The organism is Citrobacter sp. JUb117 (genome assembly GCF_024809055.1).
GTDB lineage: Bacteria > Pseudomonadota > Gammaproteobacteria > Enterobacterales > Enterobacteriaceae > Citrobacter > Citrobacter gillenii.
On sequence record NZ_JANUFB010000001.1, the window covers coordinates 383865 to 409859 of the forward strand.

The window sequence follows — 25995 nt, forward strand, 5'->3', positions numbered from 1 at the left end:
GTCGTACGGAAAGCGCGCAATGATACGGGTTTTATATGAATGGCGCTATCGCCGCCACTGCGGTGACGCAAATAAAAGCGTTGACTATGCTTTCACACGATAACCCACGTTAAGAGTACAAAATGAAAGCATTCGATTTACACCGTATGGCGCTGGATAAAGTGCCCATGGAGTTTCTGGGTGAGGTGGCGCTGCGCAGCTTGTATACCTTTATATTAGTTTTTCTGTTTTTAAAGCTCACGGGGCGGCGTGGTGTACGCCAGATGTCGCTTTTTGAAGTGTTGATTATCCTGACGCTGGGGTCGGCAGCGGGGGATGTGGCGTTTTATGACGATGTTCCGCTGCTACCGGTGCTGGTGGTATTCATTACCCTGGCGCTGCTGTATCGCTTAGTGATGTGGCTGATGGCACACAGTGAAAAGCTGGAGGATCTGCTGGAGGGTAAACCGCTGGTGATCATCGAAGACGGCGAACTGTCATGGTCGAAGCTCAATAACGCCAATATGACGGAATTCGAGTTTTTTATGGAATTGCGGTTGAACGGTGTGGAGCAATTAGGGCAGGTGAAGCTCGCTATTCTGGAGACAAACGGGCAAATCAGCGTCTATTTCTTTGCCGATGAAGACGTCAAACCCGGTCTCAGCATTCTGCCTAAACACTGTACGCAACGCTTTAAGGTGGTACCGGCGGCAGGGGATTATGCCTGCGTACGCTGTAGTGAAGTTATTCACATGCGCGCTGGGGATCATCAATTATGTCCGCGCTGTGCAAATCCAGAATGGACGAAGGCCAGTCGGGCAAAACGGGTCACCTGACAGCGAAAATATCGGTTTTGAGCCGTCAATCCGATAGATTCTTTTGTGTGACGAATGACACATTTTTCCCCTGACCCGTATTACCCATTGCGGCGCGTGTCGCTGAATGATAAAACCGATATCCACAGGAAAAACATATACCCAATGTCTGTCACAGGAATTATTGCCAACGACAGGATGTTGACCGGATAACAACACAACGTGGTGAGGGGAAATGACTCAGGTCTTCAATTTTAGTTCAGGTCCGGCAATGCTACCGGCGGACGTACTTAAACTGGCTCAACAGGATCTCCGCGACTGGAATGGTCTTGGCACGTCGGTGATGGAAATTAGCCACCGTGGTAAAGAGTTTATCCAGGTCGCAGAGGAAGCAGAGCAGGATTTTCGCGATCTCCTCAGCATTCCCTCCAACTACAAAGTGTTGTTCTGCCATGGCGGTGGTCGCGGTCAGTTCGCCGGGATCCCGCTCAATATTTTAGGCGATAAGACCACGGCAGATTACGTCGATGCCGGTTATTGGGCAGCCAGCGCCATTAAAGAAGCGAAGAAATACTGCACACCAAACGTGATTGATGCCAAAGTTACCGTTGACGGCCTGCGGGCGGTCACGCCAATGAGTGAATGGCAGCTTTCTGACAATGCGGCTTATCTGCACTATTGCCCGAACGAAACCATTGATGGTATTGCAATCGATGAGACGCCGAATTTTGCCAGTAACGTTGTGGTGACCGCTGACCTGTCTTCCACCATCTTGTCTGGGCCGCTTGATGTTAGCCGCTATGGCGTAATCTACGCCGGCGCGCAGAAAAACATCGGCCCAGCGGGTCTGACGATCGTCATCGTACGTGAAGATTTACTCGGCAAAGCGCACGTGTCCTGCCCGTCGATCCTCGATTACACCGTCCTGAACGACAATGACTCGATGTTTAACACGCCGCCGACATTTGCCTGGTACCTCTCTGGTCTGGTCTTTAAGTGGCTGAAAGCGCAAGGCGGCGTCAGCGCAATGGACAAAATTAACCAGCAAAAAGCGGAACTGTTGTACGGCGTCATTGATAACAGTGACTTCTATCGTAACGACGTTGCGAAGTCTAACCGCTCGCGCATGAACGTTCCTTTCCAGTTGGCTGACAGCTCACTGGATAAACTGTTCCTGGAAGAGTCTTTTGCTGCTGGTCTGCATGCGCTGAAAGGGCATCGTGTGGTCGGTGGGATGCGCGCGTCTATCTACAATGCAATGCCGCTTGAAGGCGTGAAAGCGTTGACCGATTTCATGATCGATTTCGAGCGTCGCCGCGGCTAATCTGCTGTTATTTTTCATCCCCACAGCCAGCCTGTGGGGTTTTTATATCTGTTTTTGAGAGTTAAGTTTCATGGAATCCCTGACGTTACAACCCATTGCGCGGGTAGATGGCACCATCAATCTGCCTGGTTCTAAAAGTGTTTCTAACCGCGCTTTGCTGCTGGCTGCATTAGCAAATGGCACCACTGTCCTGACCAACCTGCTGGACAGTGATGATGTCCGCCATATGCTTAACGCGCTGAATGCGTTAGGGATTAGCTATACCCTTTCCGCCGATCGTACCCGCTGCGAAATTATCGGTAACGGCGGCGCGTTACAGGCCGAAGGTGCAGTCGAACTGTTTCTTGGCAACGCCGGCACCGCGATGCGTCCGCTGGCGGCTGCGCTGTGTCTGGGGCACAACAATATTGTGCTGACGGGTGAACCGCGTATGAAAGAGCGACCGATTGGCCATCTGGTCGATGCGCTACGCCAGGGGGGCGCAAACATAGATTACCTGGAGCAGGAAAACTATCCGCCTTTACGACTACGCGGTGGTTTTATCGGTGGCCAGGTTGACGTGGACGGCAGCGTGTCCAGCCAGTTCCTCACCGCGTTGCTGATGACCGCGCCGCTGGCGCCGCAGGATACGACGATCGCAATTAAAGGCGAGCTGGTATCAAAACCTTACATCGATATTACGCTAAACCTGATGAAAACCTTTGGCGTTGAGATTGAGAACCAGGACTACCAACATTTTGTTGTCAAAGGTGGACAGCAGTACCAGTCCCCTGGCGCATACCTGGTGGAAGGGGATGCGTCATCGGCCTCGTATTTCCTTGCCGCCGGAGCGATTAAAGGCGGTACGGTGAAAGTCACCGGGATTGGCCGCAACAGCATGCAGGGCGATATTCGCTTTGCCGATGTGCTGGAAAAAATGGGCGCGACCGTGACGTGGGGAGATGATTTCATTGCCTGTACGCACGGGGAATTACACGCCATTGATATGGATATGAACCACATTCCGGATGCGGCGATGACGATTGCTACCGCGGCGCTGTTTGCGAAAGGCACCACGACTCTTCGCAACATCTACAACTGGCGAGTCAAGGAGACAGACCGTTTATTTGCGATGGCAACGGAGCTGCGTAAAGTGGGCGCTGAAGTGGAAGAGGGGCATGATTTTATCCGTATCACGCCACCTGCTACGTTAACATTTGCTGATATTGCGACCTATAACGATCACCGCATGGCGATGTGTTTCTCGCTGGTGGCGCTGTCTGACACGCCAGTCACTATTCTTGACCCTAAATGCACGGCCAAAACCTTCCCGGATTATTTCGAACAGTTGGCACGTATTAGTACACCTGCCTGATTTGATGGCCGCACTACCACGTGCGGCACATTCTGACATCCTCTATTGCCCATTTATTCTACACTCAGCTTCAATGATTCTGTATTTTTCACACAAAGATAACGATCGTTGACGTTGGCGCGTATAATGCGCGGCATTTACGTTAACGTATGCCTGTTTAAGGAGAAAAAGATGACGGCAATTGCCCCGGTTATTACCATTGATGGCCCAAGCGGTGCAGGTAAAGGCACCTTGTGCAAAGCAATGGCGGAAGCATTGCAGTGGCATCTGTTAGATTCTGGCGCGATTTATCGTGTACTGGCGCTTGCGGCGTTACATCACCATGTTGATGTCGCCTCTGAAGATGCGCTGGTCCCGCTGGCGTCACATCTGGATGTGCGTTTTATCTCAACAGACGGCAATCTGGAAGTTATCCTTGAAGGTGAAGATGTTAGCGGTGAAATCCGCACTCAGGAAGTGGCAAACGCCGCCTCTCAGGTTGCCGCGTTTCCCCGTGTGCGTGAAGCGCTGTTGCGTCGTCAACGCGCCTTCCGTGAAGCGCCGGGATTAATCGCTGACGGACGAGACATGGGGACCGTGGTATTCCCTGACGCGCCGGTGAAAATTTTTCTGGACGCTTCCTCGCAAGAACGTGCGCATCGACGTATGCTACAGTTGCAGGAGAAGGGCTTTAGTGTTAACTTTGAACGCCTTTTGGCCGAGATCGAAGAACGCGACGACCGCGATCGAAACCGTGCGGTAGCGCCGTTAGTTCCTGCTGCTGATGCCTTAGTTTTGGATTCAACCCGATTAAGCATTGAGCAAGTGATTGAAAAAGCGTTACAATACGCGCGCCAAAAACTGGCACTCGCTTAAGAGCGACCGAATTTGCAGTACCCCCGTTGCAATGGAATGACAGCGGGTATGTTAAACAACCCCATCCGGCATGGAGCCAGGTGGACGTTAAATATGAAACCTGAAGATTAAACATGACTGAATCTTTTGCTCAACTGTTTGAAGAATCCTTAAAAGAAATCGAAACCCGTCCGGGTTCCATCGTTCGTGGTGTTGTTGTTGCTATCGACAAAGATATCGTACTGGTTGACGCCGGTCTGAAATCTGAGTCTGCCATTCCGGCAGAGCAGTTCAAAAACGCCCAGGGCGAGCTGGAAATCCAGGTTGGTGACGAAGTTGACGTTGCTCTGGATGCAGTAGAAGACGGCTTCGGTGAAACTCTGCTGTCCCGTGAAAAAGCTAAACGTCACGAAGCTTGGATCACGCTGGAAAAAGCTTACGAAGAAGCTGCGACCGTTACTGGTGTTATCAATGGCAAAGTCAAGGGTGGCTTCACTGTTGAGCTGAATGGTATTCGCGCGTTCCTGCCGGGTTCCCTGGTAGACGTTCGTCCGGTCCGCGACACGCTGCACCTGGAAGGCAAAGAGCTTGAATTCAAAGTAATCAAGCTGGATCAGAAACGTAACAACGTCGTTGTTTCCCGTCGTGCCGTTATCGAATCCGAAAACAGCGCAGAACGCGATCAGCTGCTGGAAAACCTGCAGGAAGGCATGGAAGTTAAAGGTATCGTTAAGAACCTCACTGACTACGGTGCATTCGTTGATCTGGGTGGCGTTGACGGCCTGCTGCACATCACCGACATGGCATGGAAACGCGTTAAGCATCCGAGCGAAATCGTAAACGTTGGCGACGAAATCACTGTTAAAGTGCTGAAGTTCGACCGCGAGCGTACTCGTGTATCTCTGGGCCTGAAACAGCTGGGCGAAGATCCATGGGTAGCTATCGCTAAGCGTTATCCGGAAGGTACCAAACTGACTGGTCGCGTGACCAACCTGACCGACTACGGCTGCTTCGTTGAAATCGAAGAAGGCGTTGAAGGCCTGGTTCACGTTTCCGAAATGGATTGGACCAACAAAAACATCCACCCGTCCAAAGTTGTTAACGTTGGCGACGTAGTGGAAGTTATGGTTCTGGATATCGACGAAGAACGTCGTCGTATCTCCCTGGGTCTGAAGCAGTGCAAAAACAACCCATGGCAGCAGTTCGCGGAAACCCACAACAAGGGTGACCGTGTTGAAGGTAAAATCAAGTCTATCACTGACTTCGGTATCTTCATCGGCCTGGACGGCGGCATCGACGGCCTGGTTCACCTGTCTGACATCTCCTGGAACGTTGCAGGCGAAGAAGCAGTTCGTGAATACAAAAAAGGCGACGAAATCGCAGCAGTTGTTCTGCAGGTTGACGCAGAACGTGAGCGTATCTCTCTGGGCGTTAAACAGCTCGCAGAAGATCCGTTCAACAACTGGGTTGCACTGAACAAGAAAGGCGCAATCGTAAACGGTAAAGTGACTGCAGTTGACGCTAAAGGCGCAACCGTAGAACTGGCTGACGGCGTTGAAGGTTACCTGCGCGCTTCTGAAGCTTCACGTGACCGCGTTGAAGATGCAACTCTGGTTCTGAGCGTAGGCGACGACGTTGAAGCTAAATTCACCGGCGTTGATCGTAAGAACCGTGCAATCAGCCTGTCTGTTCGTGCTAAAGACGAAGCTGATGAGAAAGATGCAATCGCAACTGTTAACAAACAGGAAGATGCAAACTTCTCTAACAACGCAATGGCTGAAGCTTTCAAAGCAGCTAAAGGCGAGTAATATCGAGTGCTTCAAATCCTTTGTGCTATTAACAGCACAAAGGGTGACGAGTAGCTTGACAGATTACAGGATTCGTCCTGTAATCAATGACAAAGGGCGGCTACGGCCGCCCTTAATCAATGCAGCAGCTAATTTTGCCTTTAAGGAACCGGAGGAATCATGACCAAGTCAGAATTGATCGAAAGACTTGCAACCCAGCAGCCTCACATTCCCGCGAAAGCGGTTGAAGACGCGGTAAAAGAGATGCTGGAACATATGGCCTCGACTCTGGCGCAGGGCGAGCGTATTGAAATCCGCGGTTTCGGTAGTTTTTCTCTGCATTACCGCGCACCACGTACCGGACGTAATCCGAAGACTGGCGATAAAGTGGATCTGGAAGGAAAATATGTTCCGCACTTTAAACCGGGTAAAGAGCTGCGCGATCGCGCCAATATTTACGGCTAAGTTTTTCACAAAACTTAACGTCGAGAAAAGCACCTGTAGGGGTGCTTTTTTCATTTCTGCTTGCCCATATTGGAACCCGCCTCTCAGTTAAATTGCACATTACATCCTTCGCGTAATAACAGCAGAACACACGCCGGAAAACGAAAAATTGCTGCCAGACAACCGCTGCGTTGTCCTGCACACTTCCTGTAACAGGGAGGTGTTTTGTGAAAATAACAACGGTCAGCTCGTGTGCATTGTGCGGTATTCTCCCGCTTACGGTATTACCCTCACTGCCCGAAATGCTGTACGTCAGCGGCCTGTTTTGCCTGGCGTGTGTGCTCTGTCTTATTCCGCACAAGTATCTGCATTATGCCGGGTTAACGCTGTTGTTCTTTCTCTGGGGAATACTGGCGGCGAAAGACGCTACCTGGGCGGGCAATACGCTCCCTGCTAACACTCAACAGGCCATAGTACAAATAACCGGCACTGACCATATGACCACGCACTATGGACAGATTACCCACCTGCAGGGGAGACGAATATTTCCGGCGCAGGGGATCGTACTGTATGGACAATACTTGCCTGGTGAGGTTTGTGCGGGTCAGAAATGGGCAATGACGCTTAAGGTTCGCGCGGTACACGGCCAATTAAATGAAGGGGGATTTGATAGCCAGCGCTATGCGTTAGCACAGCATCAACCGCTGACGGGACGCTTCCTGCAGGCAAGTGTCATTTCGCCACAGTGTAGCCTGCGTGCCCGTTATCTCTCTTCGTTGAATACAACGTTATCCGCTTATCCCTGGCAGCAGGTGATACTGGGCCTGGGAATGGGGGAGCGACTCTCTGTTTCGCAAGAGGTGAAAACCATTATGCGCGACACCGGAACGGCGCATTTGATGGCTATTTCCGGGCTACATATTGCCTTTGCCGCGCTTTTAGCCGCCGGGCTAATTCGCGGTGGGCAATTTTTTATGCCAACCCGCTGGATCGCCTGGCAGGTTCCGCTGGTGGGCGGAATCGCCTGTGCGACGTTTTATGCATGGTTAACAGGGCTACAGCCTCCCGCATTACGCACCGTGGTTGCACTGATTGTCTGGGGTGCGCTTAAACTGAGCGGGCGGCAGTGGAGTGGGTGGGCTGTCTGGACATGCTGTCTGGCTGCAATTGTGATGGTTGATCCCGTAGCTGTTCTCTCACAAAGCCTGTGGTTGTCCGCGTTTGCCGTTGCGGCACTGATATTCTGGTATCAATGGTTTCCACTGCCCGAATGGTCACTCTCCCGTGTGGGACGCGTATTTCTCGAGCTGGCGCATCTCCAGTTAGGTATCACGCTCCTGCTTCTGCCAGTGCAAATCGCCCTGTTTCACGGTATCAGCCTGACCTCATTTCTGGCCAATTTGTTTGCCGTACCGTTGGTCACGTTTGTTTCTGTCCCGCTGATTCTCGCGGGTATGATTGTGCACTTAACCGGGCCGCTGGTTGTCGAGACCGGGTGCTGGTATCTGGCCGATCGATCGCTGGCACTCTTATTCTGGGCGCTCAATAGTCTGCCAGAAGGTTGGATCAACATTGACCAACGCTGGCAATGGCTTTCGTTATCGCCCTGGGCGATGCTCGTTGCATGGCGACTGAATGTATGGCGTACCTTACCGGTGGTCTGCATTTCGGCAGTGCTTTTGTTGAGCTTGCCATTCTGGCGACCTGCGCGAACGCAAGTGTGGCAGGTGTATATGCTGGATGTTGGGCAAGGACTGGCAATGGTCATCGCCCGTAATGGTAAAGCGATTCTCTACGATACCGGGCTGGCATGGCCTGGGGGTGATAGCGCACAGCAGTTGATCATCCCCTGGTTACGCTGGCACAACCTGACACCTGAAGGGATCGTGTTGAGCCATGAACATCTGGACCATCGGGGGGGAATGGACTCGTTACTGAAAACCTGGCCAGCAATGTGGGTGAGAAGCCCGCTAGGATGGAAAGGCCATTTACCCTGTTTTCGCGGCGAGAGCTGGCAATGGCAGGGATTAACGTTCAGCGCTCACTGGCCGCTCCGTGGGACTAACGATCGGGGGAATAACCATTCCTGTGTGGTGAGAGTTGACGACGGCGAGCGCAGTTTTCTGCTGACCGGTGATATTGAATCTCCTGCAGAACAAAATATGCTAAGTCATTACTGGCAGCATCTGCAGTCCACTTTTATTCAGGTACCGCATCATGGCAGCAATACTTCATCGTCATTAGCGTTTGTTCAGCGGGTTGGTGGGCAGGTGGCATTAGCCTCAGCTTCACGCTATAACGCCTGGCGTCTGCCTTCCTGGAAAGTGAAGCAACGCTATCAGCAGCAGAGTTACCAATGGTTGGACACGCCTCATCAGGGGCAGGTTACGCTGGACTTTTTCCCGGAAAATTGGCGGATACGCAGTTTGCGGGATCAGATTTTACCTCGTTGGTATCATCAGTGGTTTGGCGTGCCGGAGGATAACGGGTAGAATATACGGCTATTCTAACAAATGCTGGTTTTTTGAATGCATAACGATAAAGATCTCTCTACGTGGCAGACGTTTCGCCGACTATGGCCGACCATAGCGCCTTTTAAATCGGGTCTGATCGTGGCGGGTATAGCGTTAGTCCTGAACGCGGCCAGCGATACCTTCATGCTATCGCTCCTTAAACCATTACTGGATGATGGTTTTGGTAAAGCCGATCGCTCGGTGCTGATGTGGATGCCACTGGTGGTCATTGGACTGATGGTAGTACGTGGCTTAACCAGCTACGTCTCCAGCTACTGTATTTCCTGGGTGTCAGGCAAAGTGGTAATGACCATACGCCGCCGCCTGTTTGGTCATATGATGGGCATGCCCGTCGCTTTTTTTGATAAACAATCAACCGGTACGTTACTGTCTCGTATTACCTATGATTCAGAGCAAGTTGCGTCATCGTCTTCTGGCGCACTGATCACCGTAGTGCGTGAAGGGGCCTCGATTATTGGCCTGTTTATCATGATGTTTTATTACAGCTGGCAGCTGTCATTAATTCTGATTGTGCTGGCACCCATTGTGTCGATTGCGATCCGCGTGGTTTCCAAGCGTTTCCGTAGCATCAGTAAGAATATGCAAAACACTATGGGGCAAGTGACGACCAGTGCGGAGCAGATGCTGAAAGGCCACAAAGAAGTCTTGATTTTTGGTGGTCAGGAAGTCGAAACCAAACGTTTTGATAAAGTCAGTAACAAGATGCGTTTACAGGGCATGAAGATGGTTTCCGCGTCTTCTATCTCCGATCCAATCATTCAGTTGATTGCGTCGTTGGCGCTGGCTTTCGTATTGTATGCAGCCAGTTTCCCCAGCGTCATGGAAAACCTGACGGCAGGGACCATCACGGTGGTCTTCTCCTCAATGATCGCTCTGATGCGTCCACTGAAGTCTCTGACTAACGTCAACGCCCAGTTCCAACGTGGTATGGCGGCGTGCCAGACCTTGTTCACTATTCTGGATAGCGAACAGGAAAAAGACGAAGGTAAACGCGTTATCGAACGTGCGACCGGCGATTTAGAGTTCCGTAACGTCACCTTTACCTATCCGGGTCGTGAAGTGCCTGCACTGCGTAACATCAACCTGCATATTCCGGCAGGAAAAACCGTTGCGCTGGTTGGGCGTTCAGGTTCAGGTAAATCCACCATCGCCAGTCTGATTACGCGCTTCTATGACATTGATGAAGGGCAAATTCTGATGGACGGACACGATCTGCGTGAATATACCCTGGCGTCCTTGCGCGATCAGGTTGCGCTGGTCTCGCAGAACGTGCACCTGTTTAACGACACGGTTGCCAATAACATCGCTTACGCACGTACGGATATCTACAGCCGCGAACAGATTGAAGAAGCGGCGCGTATGGCCTACGCCATGGACTTCATCAACAAGATGGATGATGGTCTGGATACGGTCATCGGCGAGAACGGCGTGCTGCTTTCCGGCGGTCAGCGCCAGCGTATTGCTATCGCCCGTGCCTTGCTACGCGACAGCCCGATCCTGATCCTGGATGAAGCGACGTCGGCGCTGGATACCGAATCCGAACGCGCTATCCAGGCGGCTCTTGATGAACTGCAGAAAAACCGCACCTCGCTGGTCATTGCGCACCGTCTTTCGACCATCGAACAGGCGGATGAGATTGTCGTTGTGGAAGACGGGCTGATTGTTGAACGCGGCACCCATAGCGAACTGCTTGAACAGCGCGGTGTGTATGCGCAATTACACAAAATGCAATTTGGTCAATGATCGCGCGTATCTGGTCCGGTGAATCGCCGCTGTGGCGGTTGTTACTTCCGCTCTCCTGGCTATATGGTCTGGTGAGCGGGGTGATCCGCTTATGCTATACGCTTGGGCTTAAACGTGCATGGCGCGCACCGGTGCCGGTTGTAGTAGTTGGAAACCTTACAGCTGGCGGCAATGGTAAAACGCCAGTCGTTATTTGGTTGGTTGAACACCTGCAGCAACGCGGCATTCGTGTGGGCGTAGTTTCTCGCGGCTATGGCGGAAAAGCGCAGGCGTACCCGCTGTTGCTGACGGCGGACACCACGACGGCAGAAGCGGGCGATGAACCGGTACTGATCTTTCAGCGTACCGGCGTGCCGGTTGCTGTTTCTCCGGTAAGAGCCGATGCGGTAAAAGCCATTCTTGCTCATCATGACGTGCAGATTATCGTCACGGACGATGGTCTGCAGCATTATGCCCTGGCGCGCGATGTTGAAATCGTGGTGATTGACGGCGAACGTCGGTTTGGCAACGGCTGGTGGCTTCCCGCGGGGCCTATGCGGGAGCGAGCGGATCGGCTTAAATCTGTGGATGCGGCTATCGTCAACGGCGGTATCCCGCAGGCGGGAGAAATTCCGATGCACCTTGAGCCGGGGCTGGCCGTTAATTTACGCACCGGCGAACGCTGCGACGTTGCGCTGTTACCCAATATTGTTGCTATGGCAGGGATTGGCCATCCCCCGCGTTTCTTTGCCACCCTGGCGGCATGCGGGGCTAACCCACAGAAATGTGTCCCATTGGCAGACCATCAGTCTCTGACCTACAGTGACGTCAGTGCATTATTAGTTGCCGGACAAACGCTGGTGATGACGGAAAAAGACGCGGTGAAATGTCGCGCCTTTGCCGAGGATAACTGGTGGTACCTCCCTGTTGATGCGCATCTGTCGGGTGACCAGCCTGACGTATTACTTGATAGATTAACCTCGCTGGCTCGTTAACGATTTCACGCTGCGGCAGCGACTGATTGATGAGGTTATCCATGTCGTTGCCGCACCTTTCTCTGACGGATGCCCGTCATCTTCACCTGGCAGCACAGGGCCTGCTGAAAAAAACACGTCGTCAGGCGACCCCGGCAGATATTCTCGCGACCATTACGCGCATGTCTTTACTGCAAATAGACACCATTAATATTGTCGCGCGTAGCCCTTATCTGGTGCTGTTCAGTCGCCTGGGCGACTATTCCCCGCAGTGGCTGGATGACTCGCTACTACGTGGCGAGTTGATGGAATATTGGGCGCATGAGGCGTGCTTCTTACCGCGCAGCGACTTTATGCTGATTCGCCATCGTATGCTTGCCCCAGAGAATATGGGCTGGAAGTACAAAGCCGCCTGGATGCAAGAGCATGTCCATGAGATTGAACAATTGCTTCATCACATTCAGCAAAATGGACCGGTGCGTTCAGCCGATTTTGAGCATCCGCGCAAGGGAACCAGCGGGTGGTGGGAATGGAAGCCGCAGAAACGTCATCTTGAAGGACTGTTCACCGCCGGTAGGGTGATGGTGGTGGAGCGGCGTAATTTCCAGCGGGTCTATGATGTAACGCATCGGGTTATGCCGCACTGGGATGATGAACGAGACTTGCTTTCGCAGACGCAAGCGGAAACGGCCATGCTGGACAACAGTGCGCGCAGCCTCGGTATTTTCCGCGAACCGTGGCTGGCGGACTACTATCGATTGAAGCGTCCAGAACTCAAAAACTGGCGTGATGTGCGCGCAGAGCAACGGAAAATCATCCCTGTCGATGTCGAAAGGTTGGGGCCTATGTGGCTCCATAGCGATCTTCTACCATTGCTTGAACAGGCAAAGGCGGGCAAATTAACCGCCACCCACAGTGCTGTGTTATCTCCCTTTGACCCGGTGGTCTGGGATCGTAAACGCGCGGAGCAGTTGTTTGATTTTAACTATCGGCTGGAGTGCTATACGCCAGCGCCGAAACGGCAGTACGGCTATTTTGTTTTGCCTTTGCTGCATCGTGGGCAACTGGTGGGGCGTATGGATGCTAAAATGCACCGTAAAACGGGCGTGCTGGAGATTATCTCACTATGGTTGCAGGATGGCGTCAAACCGGGAATTACCCTGCAAAGGGGCGTGTTCCAGGCCATCGATGATTTTGCGCGCTGGCAACAGGCGACACGCGTTACGCTGGGACGCTATCCTGACAGTTTATTTGTCGACTGCCGTGATGGCTGGGAAATAGCCCCAGCCCGCTAAACGAATATGTTAATATTTACGGATTCACAATCCGGTCCATCTGGAGGAACTATGGATCATCGTCTGCTTGAAATTATTGCCTGCCCGGTATGCAATGGAAAACTCTGGTACAACCAGGAAAAACAGGAACTTATTTGTAAGCCGGATAACCTGGCGTTCCCACTGCGAGACGGTATTCCCGTGTTGCTGGAAACGGAAGCTCGCGCCCTGACGGCGGATGAGAGTAAATCATGAGTTTTGTGGTCATTATTCCCGCGCGCTATGCGTCTACGCGCCTGCCCGGTAAGCCACTGCTGGATATCAACGGCAAACCGATGATCGTGCATGTTCTGGAGCGTGCGCGCGAGTCCGGTGCCGATCGCATTATTGTTGCTACCGATCATGAAGATGTTGCTCGCGCAGTCGAAGCGGTGGGTGGAGAAGTGTGCATGACGCGCGCCGATCACCAGTCCGGAACGGAGCGCCTGGCGGAAGTCGTCGAGAAATGTGGTTTTAGCGACGATACCGTTATTGTGAACGTGCAGGGTGATGAGCCGATGATCCCGGCGGTCATTATTCGGCAGGTAGCAGAGAACCTGGCGCAGCGGCAGGTCGGTATGGCAACGCTTGCCGCGCCGATCCACACCACGGAAGAAGCCTTTAATCCTAATGCGGTAAAAGTGGTACTGGATTCGGAAGGTTATGCGCTCTATTTCTCACGGGCAACTATTCCCTGGGATCGCGATCGTTTTGCCAAAAGTCTTGAAACCGTCGGTGATACTTTCCTGCGTCACCTGGGGATTTATGGCTATCGCGCCGGTTTTATCCGTCGCTATGTTAATTGGCAGCCGAGTCCGCTTGAGCATATTGAAATGCTGGAGCAGCTCCGCGTACTGTGGTACGGCGAAAAAATTCACGTTGCTGTGGCAAAAGAAGTACCCGGCACAGGTGTTGATACCGCCGAAGATCTCGAGCGCGTTCGCGCCGAAATGCGTTAGTTTTTCTAATCACACTCCCCTCACTACAGATTGATATCTGACGAGTATTAGTGGGAGGAGTGTCGTATCTTGATTCTTTTCTTCCACTTTTCTGTTCATCAATTGATCTCATCCGGGTGACATCCGTCTGCACGACGCTCATTATGAAAGCAGTCGCATTTATGAGGGCCATCTGAAATGGAACAGTTGCGTGCCGAACTCAGTCATTTACTGGGTGAAAAACTCAGTCGTATAGAATGCGTGAATGAAAAAGCGGATACAGCGCTGTGGGCATTGTATGACAGCCAGGGAAACCCGATGCCGCTGATGGCGAGAAGTTTCACTACGCCGGGTATGGCACAGCAGCTGGCATGGAAAACGTCCATGCTGGCGCGCAGTGGTACGGTACGTATGCCGGTCATTTATGGTGTCCTGACGCACGAGGAACATCCTGGCCCGGACGTGCTGCTACTTGAGCGCTTACGCGGCGTGCCGGTGGAAGCACCTGCCAGAACGCCCGAGCGTTGGGAACATTTAAAAGATCAGATTGTAGAAGGTATGCTGTCATGGCATCGCCAGGACAGTCGCGGATGTGTTGGTGAGGTGGATAATACCCAGGAAAATTTCTGGCCATCCTGGTATCGTCAACGTGTGGAGGTGTTGTGGAGCACCCTCAACCAGTTCAGCAATACCGGGTTAACGATGCAGGACAAACGGATTTTGTTTCGTACCCGAGAGTGCCTGCCCAGCCTGTTCGAAGGTTTTAACGATAACTGCGTTCTGATCCACGGCAATTTCAGTTTGCGCAGTATGCTCAAAGATGCTCGTAGCGATCAGCTCCTGGCAATGGTCGGGCCGGGATTAATGCTCTGGGCGCCAAGAGAGTTTGAGCTGTTCCGGCTGATGGATAATGCGCTGGCGGAAAGCCTGTTGTGGCAATATCTGCAACGCGCGCCCGTGGCGGAGTCGTTCATCTGGCGACGCTGGCTGTATGTGTTGTGGGATGAAGTCGCCCAGTTGGTCAATACCGGGCGTTTCAGTCGGTCTAACTTTGATCTGGCAACCAAATCACTGTTGCCCTGGCTCGCCTGATGAGCCCTTCAACCACTGCCAGATCCTTCCCAGCGTTTCGTAGCCGACGCGATCGCTGTGCATCAGCCAGACGGGGGACGGAATGGCGCGCTCCCACGGGTTCAGCGGAGAGTCTATCGCCAGTTGATTAGCGGGTGCTGGTAGCGGATGCAGTCCGGCCTGCTGGAAGAAGATCATCGCGCGCGGTAAATGTGATGCGGAGGTCACCAGCAGGAATGGCGCGTCACCGATTGTTTTTTTCACTGCGGCGGCTTCTTCTTCGGTATCTTTAGGTTCATCCAGGGTAATTATCTCACTGCGGGGAACCCCCAGTGATTGCGCCACTCGGGCACCAACTTCAGCAGTGCTGACGGGATTGGTCTTAGCTGCAGCACCAGTAAAGATAAGTTTCGATCCCGGATTGGCTCGCCACAGGCGCAGACCTTCATTGAGGCGCGGAAGGCTATTATTGATAAGATTTGAACTCGGCGCCCATTGCGGGTTCCAGGTATAACCTCCGCCCAGTACCACAACAAACTCGACTTTCTGCGTATCCTCCCAGGTGGGATAGGTATCCTCAATCGGTTTTAGCAGACTATCGGCGACGGGCTGCAAGCTGAGCAACAAAAGTGCCAGCCAGCTAAGGCTAATACACACTTTCCCTGTTTTCTGAAAGCGACTAAACCACACTAGCGCCAGCCCTATCCCCATCACCAGCAGCATCAACGGAAGCGGCAGCATCATACCGCCAATCACTTTCTTCAGCGTAAAAAGCATCCTTTTTGGTTCCTTTTTTAACCATACAGCAGAAGATCAGCAGGGATATTACACCAGAAAGGTTCATTCTCGGCGTGGGTGTGACAAAATAGCGGTTTTACTTAGTCACCCTTAAGCCAGCATGTGGAGTGCGCGATGCGGGATCGCAATTTTGATGATATTGCCGAGAAGTTTTCCCGTAACATTTACGGTACCACCAAAGGTCAGCTTCGTCAGACGATCCTCTGGCAGGATCTGGACACGCTGCTTGCCGACTACGCGGGCCAAACGTTGCGTGTGCTTGATGCGGGTGGCGGAGAAGGGCAGACAGCCATTCTGATGGCGCAGCGGGGCCATCACGTCACCTTGTGCGATCTTTCTGCTGAAATGGTGGCGCGAGCGCAACGAGCGGCAGAAGAGCAAGGTGTGAGCGACAACATGCATTTTATACATTGTGCCGCTCAGGACATTCCGCAGCATTTGGATTCTCAGGTTGATCTGATATTGTTTCATGCTGTGCTGGAATGGGTGGCTGACCCGCAAGCGGTCTTAAAAACACTGTGGTCGATGTTACGCCCGGGCGGTGCTTTATCGCTGATGTTCTACAATGCAAACGGTCTGTTGATGCGTAATGTGTTGGTCGGTAATTTCGGCTATGTACAGCAGGGAATGTATAAAAAGAAACGGCGCACGTTGTCTCCCGATTTCCCGCGCGACCCTCAGCAAGTCTATGGCTGGCTGGAGGAGATCGGCTGGGAGATAACCGGTAAAACGGGCGTGAGGGTGTTTCATGATTATCTGCGTGATAAACAAAAACAGCATGACTGTTTTGACGCTTTAACAGAAATAGAAACGCGCTATTGTCGCCAGGAGCCGTTTATCAGCCTTGGGCGTTATATTCATGTCACCGCGCGCAAACCGCAGATGCAAGGATAACCTATGAGTGAATTTTCCCAGACAGTCCCCGAACTGGTTGCCTGGGCCAGAAAAAATGACTTTTCCATCTCTCTGCCGGTAGACAGACTTTCTTTTCTGCTGGCTGTGGCTACGCTGAACGGTGAGCGGCTTGACGGTGAGATGAGTGAAGGCGAACTGGTGGATGCATTCCGCCATGTCAGTGATGCGTTTGAGCAAACCAGCGAAACCATCGGCGTGCGCGCCAACAACGCGATCAACGATATGGTGCGTCAACGTCTGCTGAACCGCTTTACCAGCGAGCAGGCGGAAGGAAACGCCATTTATCGTCTGACGCCATTGGGGATTGGCATCACCGATTATTACATCCGCCAGCGTGAGTTCTCGACGCTGCGCCTTTCCATGCAGCTCTCAATTGTGGCTGGGGAACTGAAGCGCGCGGCAGATGCGGCCGAAGAAGGCGGCGATGAGTTCCACTGGCACCGCAATGTGTACGCACCGCTGAAATATTCGGTGGCGGAAATCTTCGACAGCATCGACCTGACGCAGCGCATTATGGATGAGCAGCAGCAGCAGGTGAAAGACGACATTGCCCAATTGCTGAATAAAGACTGGCGGGCGGCGATTTCCAGCTGCGAAATGCTGCTGTCTGAAACCTCCGGCACGCTGCGTGAACTGCAGGACACGCTGGAAGCAGCGGGGGATAAGCTACAGGCTAACCTGCTGCGTATTCAGGACTCCACCATGACCCATGACGATCTGCATTTCGTTGACCGTCTGGTGTTCGACTTACAGAGCAAGCTTGACCGTATTATAAGCTGGGGTCAGCAATCCATCGATCTGTGGATCGGCTACGATCGCCACGTGCATAAATTCATCCGTACCGCGATTGATATGGATAAAAACCGCGTCTTTGCTCAGCGTTTGCGCCAGTCTGTCCAGACTTACTTTGACGATCCGTGGGCGTTGACCTATGCCAATGCCGATCGTCTGCTGGACATGCGTGACGAAGAGATGGTGTTGCGTGATGAAGAGGTCACTGGGGAACTGCCGCCGGACCTTGAGTATGAAGAATTTAACGAGATCCGTGAACAGCTGGCAGCGATCATCGAAGAACAGTTGGCTATCTATAAATCCAGACAAACGCCACTGGATCTCGGTTTGGTAGTGCGCGAGTATCTGGCGCAATATCCGCGCGCGCGTCACTTCGACGTTGCGCGTATTGTTATCGATCAGGCGGTACGCCTTGGCGTAGCGCAAGCAGATTTCACCGGACTGCCAGCCAAATGGCAGCCGATTAATGATTACGGAGCCAAGGTACAGGCGCATGTCATTGACAAATATTGAAAAAGTGATGCCGGTTAAGCTGGCGCAGGCGCTGGCGAATCCGTTATTTCCGGCGCTGGACAGCGCATTACGTTCGGGTCGACATATCGGGCTGGATGAGCTGGACAATCATGCCTTCCTGATGGACTTTCAGGAATATTTTGAAGAATTTTACAGCCGCTATAACGTGGAGCTCATTCGCGCCCCGGAGGGTTTTTTCTACCTTCGTCCGCGCTCGACCACGCTTATTCCGCGCTCAGTATTGTCTGAACTGGACATGATGGTTGGTAAAATTCTTTGCTATCTCTATCTCAGCCCGGAACGTCTGGCCAATGAAGGGATTTTTACCCAGCAAGAACTGTACGACGAACTGCTGACGTTGGCGGACGAAGCTAAATTGCTCAGGCTGGTGAATAACCGCTCCACCGGCTCGGACGTTGACCGTCAGAAGCTGCAGGAAAAAGTACGTTCTTCATTAAACCGCCTGCGCCGCTTAGGCATGGTGTGGTTTATGGGCCATGACAGTAGCAAATTCCGCATTACGGAATCGGTGTTCCGCTTTGGCGCGGATGTGCGCAGCGGTGACGATCCGCGCGAAGCGCAGCGTCGTTTAATTCGTGATGGTGAGGCGATGTCGGTCGAGAATAATCTGCAACTCAACGATGAGCCAGAAGAGAATCAGCCGGACAGTGGAGAGGAAGAATAATGATTGAACGCGGTAAATTTCGCTCACTAACGCTGATCAACTGGAATGGTTTTTTTGCCCGCACGTTTGACCTGGATGAACTGGTTACCACGTTGTCCGGCGGAAACGGTGCCGGTAAATCCACCACTATGGCGGCATTTGTTACGGCACTGATTCCGGACTTAACCTTACTGCATTTCCGTAATACCACCGAAGCCGGTGCGACTAGCGGATCGCGTGATAAAGGCCTGCACGGTAAGCTCAAAGCGGGTGTCTGTTACTCGATGCTCGACGTCCTGAATTCGCGTCATCAACGCGTAGTGGTTGGCGTGCGCTTGCAACAGGTCGCCGGGCGCGATCGTAAAGTGGATATCAAACCGTTCGCCATTCAGGGGCTGCCGATGTCGGTACAGCCAACCGAACTGGTCACAGAAACGTTGAACGAGCGTCAAGCGCGCGTCCTGTCTCTTGCAGAGCTGAAAGATAAGCTTGAGGAGATGGAAGGCGTCCAGTTTAAGCAATTCAACTCGATAACGGATTATCACTCGCTGATGTTCGATTTGGGCATCATCGCTCGTCGTCTGCGTTCCGCTTCCGATCGAAGCAAATTCTATCGTCTGATTGAAGCCTCGCTTTATGGCGGGATTTCCAGCGCCATCACCCGTTCGCTTCGTGACTACCTGCTGCCGGAAAACGGCGGGGTGCGTAAAGCGTTCCAGGATATGGAAGCCGCGCTGCGTGAAAACCGCATGACGCTGGAAGCCATACGCGTGACCCAGTCTGACCGCGACCTGTTTAAGCACCTGATCAGCGAAGCGACCAACTACGTGGCGGCGGATTATATGCGCCATGCCAACGAACGTCGTATTCACCTGGATAAAGCGCTGGAATATCGTCGTGAGCTGCACACGTCACGTAAACAACTGGCGGCAGAGCAGTATAAGCACGTGGATATGGCGCGTGAGCTGGGCGAACATAATGGCGCCGAAGGCGACCTTGAAGCCGATTATCAGGCGGCCAGCGATCACCTGAATCTGGTGCAAACCGCGCTGCGTCAGCAGGAAAAAATTGAACGTTATGAAGCGGATCTCGAAGAGTTACAGATCCGTCTCGAAGAACAAAATGAAGTGGTGGCGGAAGCCGCCGATCGCCAGGAAGATAACGAAGCGCGGGCGGAAGCCGCCGAGCTGGAAGTGGATGAGCTGAAAAACCAGCTTGCCGATTATCAGCAGGCGCTGGACGTCCAGCAAACGCGTGCGATTCAGTATACTCAGGCGATTCAGGCACTGAGCCGGGCCAAAGAGATCTGTCATTTACCGGATCTGACGCCAGACTCCGCAGCGGAGTGGCTGGAAACCTTCCAGGCGAAAGAGCAGGAAGCCACGGAAAAACTACTGACGCTCGAACAAAAAATGAGCGTGGCGCAAACCGCGCACAGCCAGTTCGAACAAGCCTATCAGCTGGTGGTGGCGATTAACGGCCCGCTGGCGCGCGGCGAAGCCTGGAGCGTGGCGCGTGAGCTGCTGCGTGAAGGCGTTGAGCAACGGCATCTGGCGGAGCAGGCTCAGCCGCTGCGCATGCGGCTGAGCGAGCTGGAACAGCGTCTGCGCGAACAGCAGGAGGCCGAGCGTTTGCTGGCTGAATTCTGTAAGCGTCAGGGTAAACACTTCGACATCGACGAGCTCGAAGCCCTGCACCAGGAGCTGGAAGCCCGCATCGCGTCCTTGTCTGATAGCGTGTCGTCTGCCAGCGAACAGCGTATGACCCTGCGTCAGGAGCAGGAACAACTGCAATCCCGTATTCAGCATTTAATGCAACGAGCCCCTGTCTGGCTGGCGGCGCAAAATAGCCTCAACCAGCTCAGCGAGCAGTGCGGTGAAGAGTTTACCTCCAGCCAAGAGGTCACCGAATATCTGCAACAACTGCTGGAGCGCGAACGCGAAGCCATTGTTGAGCGTGATGAAGTCGGCGCACGTAAAAACGCGGTAGATGAAGAGATAGAACGCTTAAGTCAGCCGGGGGGCGCAGAAGATCAGCGCCTCAACGCACTGGCCGAACGTTTTGGTGGCGTGCTGCTGTCAGAAATCTACGATGACGTCAGCCTTGAAGATGCCCCGTACTTCTCCGCGCTGTATGGCCCGTCGCGCCATGCCATCGTGGTCCCGGATCTGTCACTGGTCACCGAACAGCTGTCTGGACTGACGGATTGCCCGGAAGATCTCTATTTCATCGAAGGGGACCCGCAGTCGTTTGATGACAGCGTCTTCAGCGTGGATGAACTGGAAGGCGCGGTGGTGGTGAAAACCGCCGAGCGTCAGTGGCGTTATTCTCGCTTCCCGACGGTACCGATTTTTGGTCGCGCCGCGCGGGAAAGCCGCATAGAAACCCTGCATGTCGAACGTGAAGGGCTGTCCGAACGCTTCGCCACGCTCTCGTTTGACGTCCAGAAAACGCAACGTCTGCACCAGGCGTTTAGCCGCTTTATCGGCAGCCATCTGTCGGTGGCGTTTGAGTCCGATCCCGAGGCGGAAATTCGCCAACTGAACAGCCGCCGTGTTGAGCTGGAGCGTGCGCTGACCAATCATGAAAATGATAACCAGCAGCAACGCATGCAGTTTGAACAGGCGAAAGAGGGCGTCTCAGCCCTTAACCGCCTGTTGCCGCGTTTGAATCTACTGGCCGACGACACCTTAGCTGATCGCGTGGACGAAATCCGCGAACGTCTGGATGAAGCCCAGGAGGCCGCGCGTTTCGTTCAGCAGCATGGTAATCAGCTTGCCAAACTGGAGCCGATGGTTTCGGTTCTGCAAAATGACCCCGAGCAGTTTGAACAGTTAAAAGAAGATTACGCGTACTCGCAGCAGATGCAGCGTGACGCGCGTCAGCAGGCGTTTGCGCTGACTGAAGTCGTCCAGCGCCGCGCGCACTTTAGCTATTCTGACTCGGCAGAAATGCTCAACGGTAACAGCGATCTGAACGAGAAGCTGCGTGAACGTCTGGAGCACGCAGAAGCTGAACGTACTCGTGCTCGTGAGGCCTTGCGCAGTCATGCTGCACAGCTAAGTCAGTACAGCCAGGTAATGGCGTCGCTGAAAAGCTCGTATGACACCAAAAAAGAGCTGCTCAACGATTTACAGCGCGAGCTGCAGGATATTGGCGTTCGCGCCGACAGCGGAGCGGAAGAACGAGCGCGTATCCGTCGTGATGAGCTGCACGCGCAGCTCAGCAACAACCGTGCGCGCCGTAACCAGCTGGAAAAAGCACTGACCTTCTGCGAAGCGGAAATGGATAACCTGACCCGCAGGCTGCGTAAGCTGGAACGTGATTATTTTGAAATGCGTGAGCAGGTGGTCATGGCGAAAGCCGGATGGTGCGCCGTGATGCGCATGGTGAAAGACAATGGCGTTGAACGTCGTCTGCACCGTCGCGAGCTGGCTTATCTTTCCGGGGATGAATTACGTTCAATGTCGGATAAGGCGTTGGGTGCGCTACGTCTGGCGGTGGCGGATAACGAACATCTGCGTGACGTACTGCGCATGTCCGAAGATCCGAAGCGTCCGGAACGCAAAATCCAGTTCTTCGTGGCGGTCTACCAGCATCTGCGCGAACGTATTCGTCAGGATATTATCCGCACCGACGATCCGGTGGAAGCCATCGAGCAAATGGAAATTGAGCTTAGCCGCCTGACGGAAGAGTTAACCTCGCGTGAACAGAAGCTGGCGATCAGCTCCCGCAGCGTGGCGAACATCATCCGTAAGACTATCCAGCGCGAGCAAAACCGTATTCGTATGCTGAACCAGGGTCTGCAAAACGTCTCCTTTGGTCAGGTTAACAGCGTTCGTCTGAACGTTAACGTGCGTGAAACCCACGCCACGTTGCTGGATGTCCTGTCCGAGCAGCACGAGCAGCACCAGGATCTGTTTAACAGCAACCGCCTGACCTTCTCGGAAGCGCTGGCGAAGCTGTATCAGCGTCTGAATCCGCAGATTGACATGGGGCAGCGCACGCCGCAAACCATTGGTGAAGAGCTACTGGACTACCGCAACTATCTGGAAATGGAAGTTGAAGTTAACCGTGGTTCAGACGGCTGGCTGCGTGCTGAGTCCGGTGCGCTGTCAACGGGTGAAGCGATCGGTACCGGGATGTCGATTCTGGTGATGGTGGTACAAAGCTGGGAAGATGAAGGACGTAGACTGCGTGGGAAAGATATTTCCCCGTGTCGTCTGCTGTTCCTTGATGAGGCCGCACGACTGGATGCACGCTCAATCGCGACCCTGTTTGAACTGTGCGAGCGTTTGCAGATGCAGCTTATTATCGCCGCGCCGGAGAACATCAGCCCGGAGAAAGGCACCACCTATAAACTGGTGCGTAAGGTCTTCCAGAATACTGAGCACGTTCATGTAGTGGGTCTGCGCGGGTTTGCACCGCAGCTTCCTGAACCGCTGCCCGGAACGGAAGATGCCTCATCACAGGCAAGTTAAGTCAGGAAGGCGGCTAAAGGGCCGCCTTCTTCTTTTCTGAAAAGGACTCAATGCCTGGTGTAATTTCTTTATATTTCTTTACATTAGGTTAGGCAAAAACGATTTGATGTTTATATACTGAAGATAAGCCCGACGCGTCACCGGGCTTGCTCGTCATACTTCAGAGCGTATTGGCGTTTTACAGGCCCGCCCCGAGATAATCGGGAGAATACAGACGGCCTGGCTATTTAAGTATGATAAAGAAAACAGGGGGCAAGGGATGTTGCTTAATAAAATGTGTGGTCGTCGGCTGTCGGCAATCAGTTTGTGCCTGGCCGTAACATTCGCTCCGCTGTTCAATGCGCAGGCCGATGAGCCTGAAATGATCCCTGGCGACAGCTCAGCGACCGTCAGCGAGCAGCCAACCGCGTTATCGCAGCCGCAGGGACAATCTTTCGCCACAGCCGTGATGGCGGGTATTCAGGCGCTGCCGGATGGCGCGTCTGTGGATAATGCCCGCGCAGAATTACGTTCTCAACTTCCAGTAGGTTATACGCCGGTTTACATGAGCCAACTGGAGTTGCTGTACGCCGCCCGCGATATGAAACCGATGTGGGAAAATCGCGATGCGGTCAAAGCCTTTCAGCAACAGCTCGCCGAGGTAGCGATTGCCGGTTTTCAGCCGCAGTTCACCAATTGGGTGGCTTTATTGACCGACCCAGGCGTAACGGGCCTGGCGCGGGATGCCGTTCTTTCTGACGCGATGATGGGCTACCTTCACTTTATTGCCAATATCCCGGTCAAAGGCAATCGCTGGCTCTACAGCGACAAGCCTTACGCGCTGACTACGCCGCCCATTTCAGTGATTAATCAATGGCAGGTGGCATTGGATAACGGCCAGTTAACCCCCTTTATAGCCAGTCTGACGCCGCAGCACCCGCAGTACGCGGCGATGCATGAATCGCTGCTGAAGCTGGTGGGCGATTCACGTCCGTGGCCACAGTTAACCAGCACAGCCACGCTGCGCCCAGGTGAATGGAGTAATGATATTCCGGCCCTGCGCGAAATTTTGCAGCGCACCGGCATGCTGGATGCGACAGTCAGTACATCTGCCCGAGAAGGGCGTAGTGCTTACGACAGTGAACTGGTTGCGGCGGTAAAGCGTTTTCAGATATGGCAGGGATTGGGGGCCGATGGTGCAATTGGTCCGGCAACGCGTGACTGGCTGAACGTGACGCCCGCGCAGCGCGCGGGTGTGCTGGCACTGAATATCCAGCGTTTACGCCTGCTGCCGGGTGAGATGTCTACCGGGATTATGGTTAATATTCCGGCTTACTCGCTGGTCTATTATCAAAACGGTAATCAGGTGCTGGATTCACGGGTTATTGTGGGACGTCCTGACCGTAAAACGCCGATGATGAGCAGCGCGCTGAATAACGTCGTCGTAAACCCACCGTGGAACGTTCCGCCGACGCTGGCGCGCAAAGACATTTTGCCTAAGGTATGGAACGATCCGGGCTATCTCGAACGTCACGGGTATACCGTGATGCGTGGCTGGAACAGTAAAGAAACTATCGATCCGTGGCAGGTGGACTGGGCGACGATTACGCCGTCAAATCTGCCGTTCCGCTTCCAGCAAGCGCCGGGTGCGCGCAACTCGTTGGGACGTTATAAATTCAATATGCCGAGTTCAGACGCTATTTATCTGCACGATACGCCGAATCATAATTTGTTCCAGAAAGATACGCGGGCGCTTAGCTCTGGTTGTGTGCGCGTGAATAAGGCCTCGGAACTGGCGAATATGCTGCTACAGGATGCGGGCTGGAATGATTCGCGGATCTCGGATGCCCTGAAACAAGGGGATACGCGCTACGTGAATATTCGCCAAAATATTCCGGTTAATCTTTACTATCTGACCGCATTTGTTGGACCCGATGGGCGTACGCAATATCGTACAGATATTTACAATTACGATCTTACAGCGCGATCCAGTGCACAAATTGTGTCAAAAGTGGAACAATTAATCAGATAAATGAAGCAGTTCGAGGAAAATGATTGTCGTAAGTTATGTTGGAAACGGGGTGAAATGGCTGCAGGCCCCGTATTTCCTGGGGTTGGGAGCCTTGACGCAGACTAGTTAGCCCGGTAAGGTTTCCCGCGTGCGCTAGAGCATACATACGATAACATTGACCTTGTAGACCTTAATACCATGGACAAATTTGACGCTAATCGCCGCAAACTGCTGGCGCTTGGTGGCGTTGCCCTCGGCGCCGCCATCCTGCCCACGCCTGCGTTTGCTACACTCTCCACCCCACGTCCGCGTATATTGACTCTGAATAACCTGCATACCGGTGAGTCAATTAAAGCTGAGTTTTTTGATGGCAGGGGCTATATTCAGGACGAATTAGCAAAACTTAACCACTTTTTCCGTGATTTTCGCGCGAATAAAGTCAAGTCCATCGATCCGGGATTGTTCGATCAACTCTTCCGTCTGCAAGGCCTCCTCGGCACGCGTAAACCCGTACAGCTGATCTCCGGCTATCGTTCTGTCGATACCAACAACGAATTACGCGCGCGCAGCCGTGGTGTGGCAAAGAAAAGTTACCACACCAAAGGGCAGGCCATGGATTTCCACATTGAAGGCGTTGCATTAAGTAATATTCGCAAAGCTGCGTTATCTATGCGCGCAGGTGGTGTAGGATACTACCCACGCAGTAACTTTGTGCATATTGACACCGGGCCTGCACGGCACTGGTGAGCCGTC

Annotated in this window: 20 protein-coding genes; 19 read left to right on the top strand and 1 reads right to left on the bottom strand. The window is 53.2% G+C overall.

Annotation, left to right across the window (positions count from 1 at the left end):
- The first annotated feature begins 122 nt into the window (after positions 1-122).
- From M2374_RS01805 to M2374_RS01865, 13 genes are all read left to right on the top strand, one after another.
- Complete coding sequence (locus tag M2374_RS01805) at positions 123-815, top strand: DUF421 domain-containing protein (protein WP_117341710.1); 693 nt, start codon at positions 123-125, stop codon at positions 813-815.
- Between the two features lie 214 nt (positions 816-1029).
- Complete coding sequence (gene serC, locus M2374_RS01810; RefSeq protein WP_096757681.1) at positions 1030-2118, top strand: 3-phosphoserine/phosphohydroxythreonine transaminase; 1089 nt, start codon at positions 1030-1032, stop codon at positions 2116-2118.
- A 70-nt stretch (positions 2119-2188) separates the two neighbouring features.
- Entirely contained in the window at positions 2189-3472 is a 1284-nt protein-coding gene (aroA, locus tag M2374_RS01815; protein ID WP_181688322.1) for a 3-phosphoshikimate 1-carboxyvinyltransferase, read from the top strand.
- A 171-nt stretch (positions 3473-3643) separates the two neighbouring features.
- Positions 3644-4327 carry a (d)CMP kinase gene (gene cmk, locus M2374_RS01820; RefSeq protein WP_045441261.1) on the top strand — a complete coding sequence of 228 codons (684 nt, stop codon included), beginning with the start codon at positions 3644-3646 and terminating at the stop codon, positions 4325-4327.
- A gap of 113 nt (positions 4328-4440) precedes the next feature.
- Positions 4441-6114, top strand: coding sequence for a 30S ribosomal protein S1 (gene rpsA, locus M2374_RS01825; protein WP_045441262.1), 1674 nt, complete (start codon positions 4441-4443; stop codon positions 6112-6114).
- Between the two features lie 159 nt (positions 6115-6273).
- On the top strand, positions 6274-6558 hold the full coding sequence (ihfB, locus tag M2374_RS01830; protein WP_003035780.1) for an integration host factor subunit beta: 285 nt from the start codon (positions 6274-6276) through the stop codon (positions 6556-6558).
- 206 nt (positions 6559-6764) lie between these two features.
- Positions 6765-9029, top strand: a complete 2265-nt coding sequence (locus M2374_RS01835; protein ID WP_181688321.1) for a ComEC family protein — start codon at positions 6765-6767, stop codon at positions 9027-9029.
- 36 nt (positions 9030-9065) lie between these two features.
- The gene (msbA, locus tag M2374_RS01840) at positions 9066-10814 is read left to right on the top strand and encodes a lipid A ABC transporter ATP-binding protein/permease MsbA (protein WP_115258941.1); all 1749 of its coding nucleotides are present in this window, start codon (positions 9066-9068) and stop codon (positions 10812-10814) included.
- A complete protein-coding gene (gene lpxK / locus M2374_RS01845) occupies positions 10811-11788 on the top strand; it encodes a tetraacyldisaccharide 4'-kinase (RefSeq protein ID WP_181688320.1) in 978 nt (325 codons plus the stop codon). Before msbA ends, lpxK begins: the two co-directional genes overlap by 4 nt.
- Before the next feature lie 41 nt (positions 11789-11829).
- Positions 11830-13062 (top strand): winged helix-turn-helix domain-containing protein, encoded by a 1233-nt coding sequence (locus M2374_RS01850; protein ID WP_181688319.1) that lies wholly within the window; start codon positions 11830-11832, stop codon positions 13060-13062.
- A 51-nt stretch (positions 13063-13113) separates the two neighbouring features.
- Positions 13114-13296, top strand: a complete 183-nt coding sequence (gene ycaR / locus M2374_RS01855; RefSeq protein ID WP_096757674.1) for a protein YcaR — start codon at positions 13114-13116, stop codon at positions 13294-13296.
- Complete coding sequence (gene kdsB / locus M2374_RS01860) at positions 13293-14039, top strand: 3-deoxy-manno-octulosonate cytidylyltransferase (protein ID WP_117341716.1); 747 nt, start codon at positions 13293-13295, stop codon at positions 14037-14039. Before ycaR ends, kdsB begins: the two co-directional genes overlap by 4 nt.
- 177 nt (positions 14040-14216) lie before the next feature.
- Positions 14217-15110, top strand: coding sequence for a YcbJ family phosphotransferase (locus M2374_RS01865; protein ID WP_096757672.1), 894 nt, complete (start codon positions 14217-14219; stop codon positions 15108-15110).
- On the opposite strand, the gene elyC is transcribed toward M2374_RS01865, so the two are convergent.
- The gene (gene elyC / locus M2374_RS01870) at positions 15087-15866 is read right to left on the bottom strand and encodes an envelope biogenesis factor ElyC (protein ID WP_153880174.1); all 780 of its coding nucleotides are present in this window, start codon (positions 15864-15866) and stop codon (positions 15087-15089) included. The genes M2374_RS01865 and elyC overlap by 24 nt on opposite strands.
- 135 nt (positions 15867-16001) lie before the next feature.
- Between elyC and cmoM the strand changes: the two genes are divergently transcribed.
- The 6 genes from cmoM to M2374_RS01900 all read left to right on the top strand — a co-directional run bounded on the left by cmoM (position 16002) and on the right by M2374_RS01900 (position 25989).
- Positions 16002-16781, top strand: coding sequence for a tRNA uridine 5-oxyacetic acid(34) methyltransferase CmoM (cmoM, locus tag M2374_RS01875; RefSeq protein ID WP_096757669.1), 780 nt, complete (start codon positions 16002-16004; stop codon positions 16779-16781).
- Positions 16782-16784: 3 nt separating this feature from the next.
- Positions 16785-18107 carry a chromosome partition protein MukF gene (gene mukF, locus M2374_RS01880; protein WP_096757668.1) on the top strand — a complete coding sequence of 441 codons (1323 nt, stop codon included), beginning with the start codon at positions 16785-16787 and terminating at the stop codon, positions 18105-18107.
- Entirely contained in the window at positions 18088-18792 is a 705-nt protein-coding gene (mukE, locus tag M2374_RS01885; protein WP_096757667.1) for a chromosome partition protein MukE, read from the top strand. Before mukF ends, mukE begins: the two co-directional genes overlap by 20 nt.
- Complete coding sequence (gene mukB / locus M2374_RS01890; protein ID WP_181688318.1) at positions 18792-23252, top strand: chromosome partition protein MukB; 4461 nt, start codon at positions 18792-18794, stop codon at positions 23250-23252. The genes mukE and mukB overlap by 1 nt, the downstream gene beginning before the upstream one ends.
- A gap of 259 nt (positions 23253-23511) precedes the next feature.
- Positions 23512-25263, top strand: coding sequence for a L,D-transpeptidase (gene ldtD / locus M2374_RS01895; protein WP_181688317.1), 1752 nt, complete (start codon positions 23512-23514; stop codon positions 25261-25263).
- A 177-nt stretch (positions 25264-25440) separates the two neighbouring features.
- Complete coding sequence (locus M2374_RS01900) at positions 25441-25989, top strand: YcbK family protein (RefSeq protein ID WP_096757664.1); 549 nt, start codon at positions 25441-25443, stop codon at positions 25987-25989.
- The last annotated feature ends 6 nt before the right edge of the window (positions 25990-25995 follow it).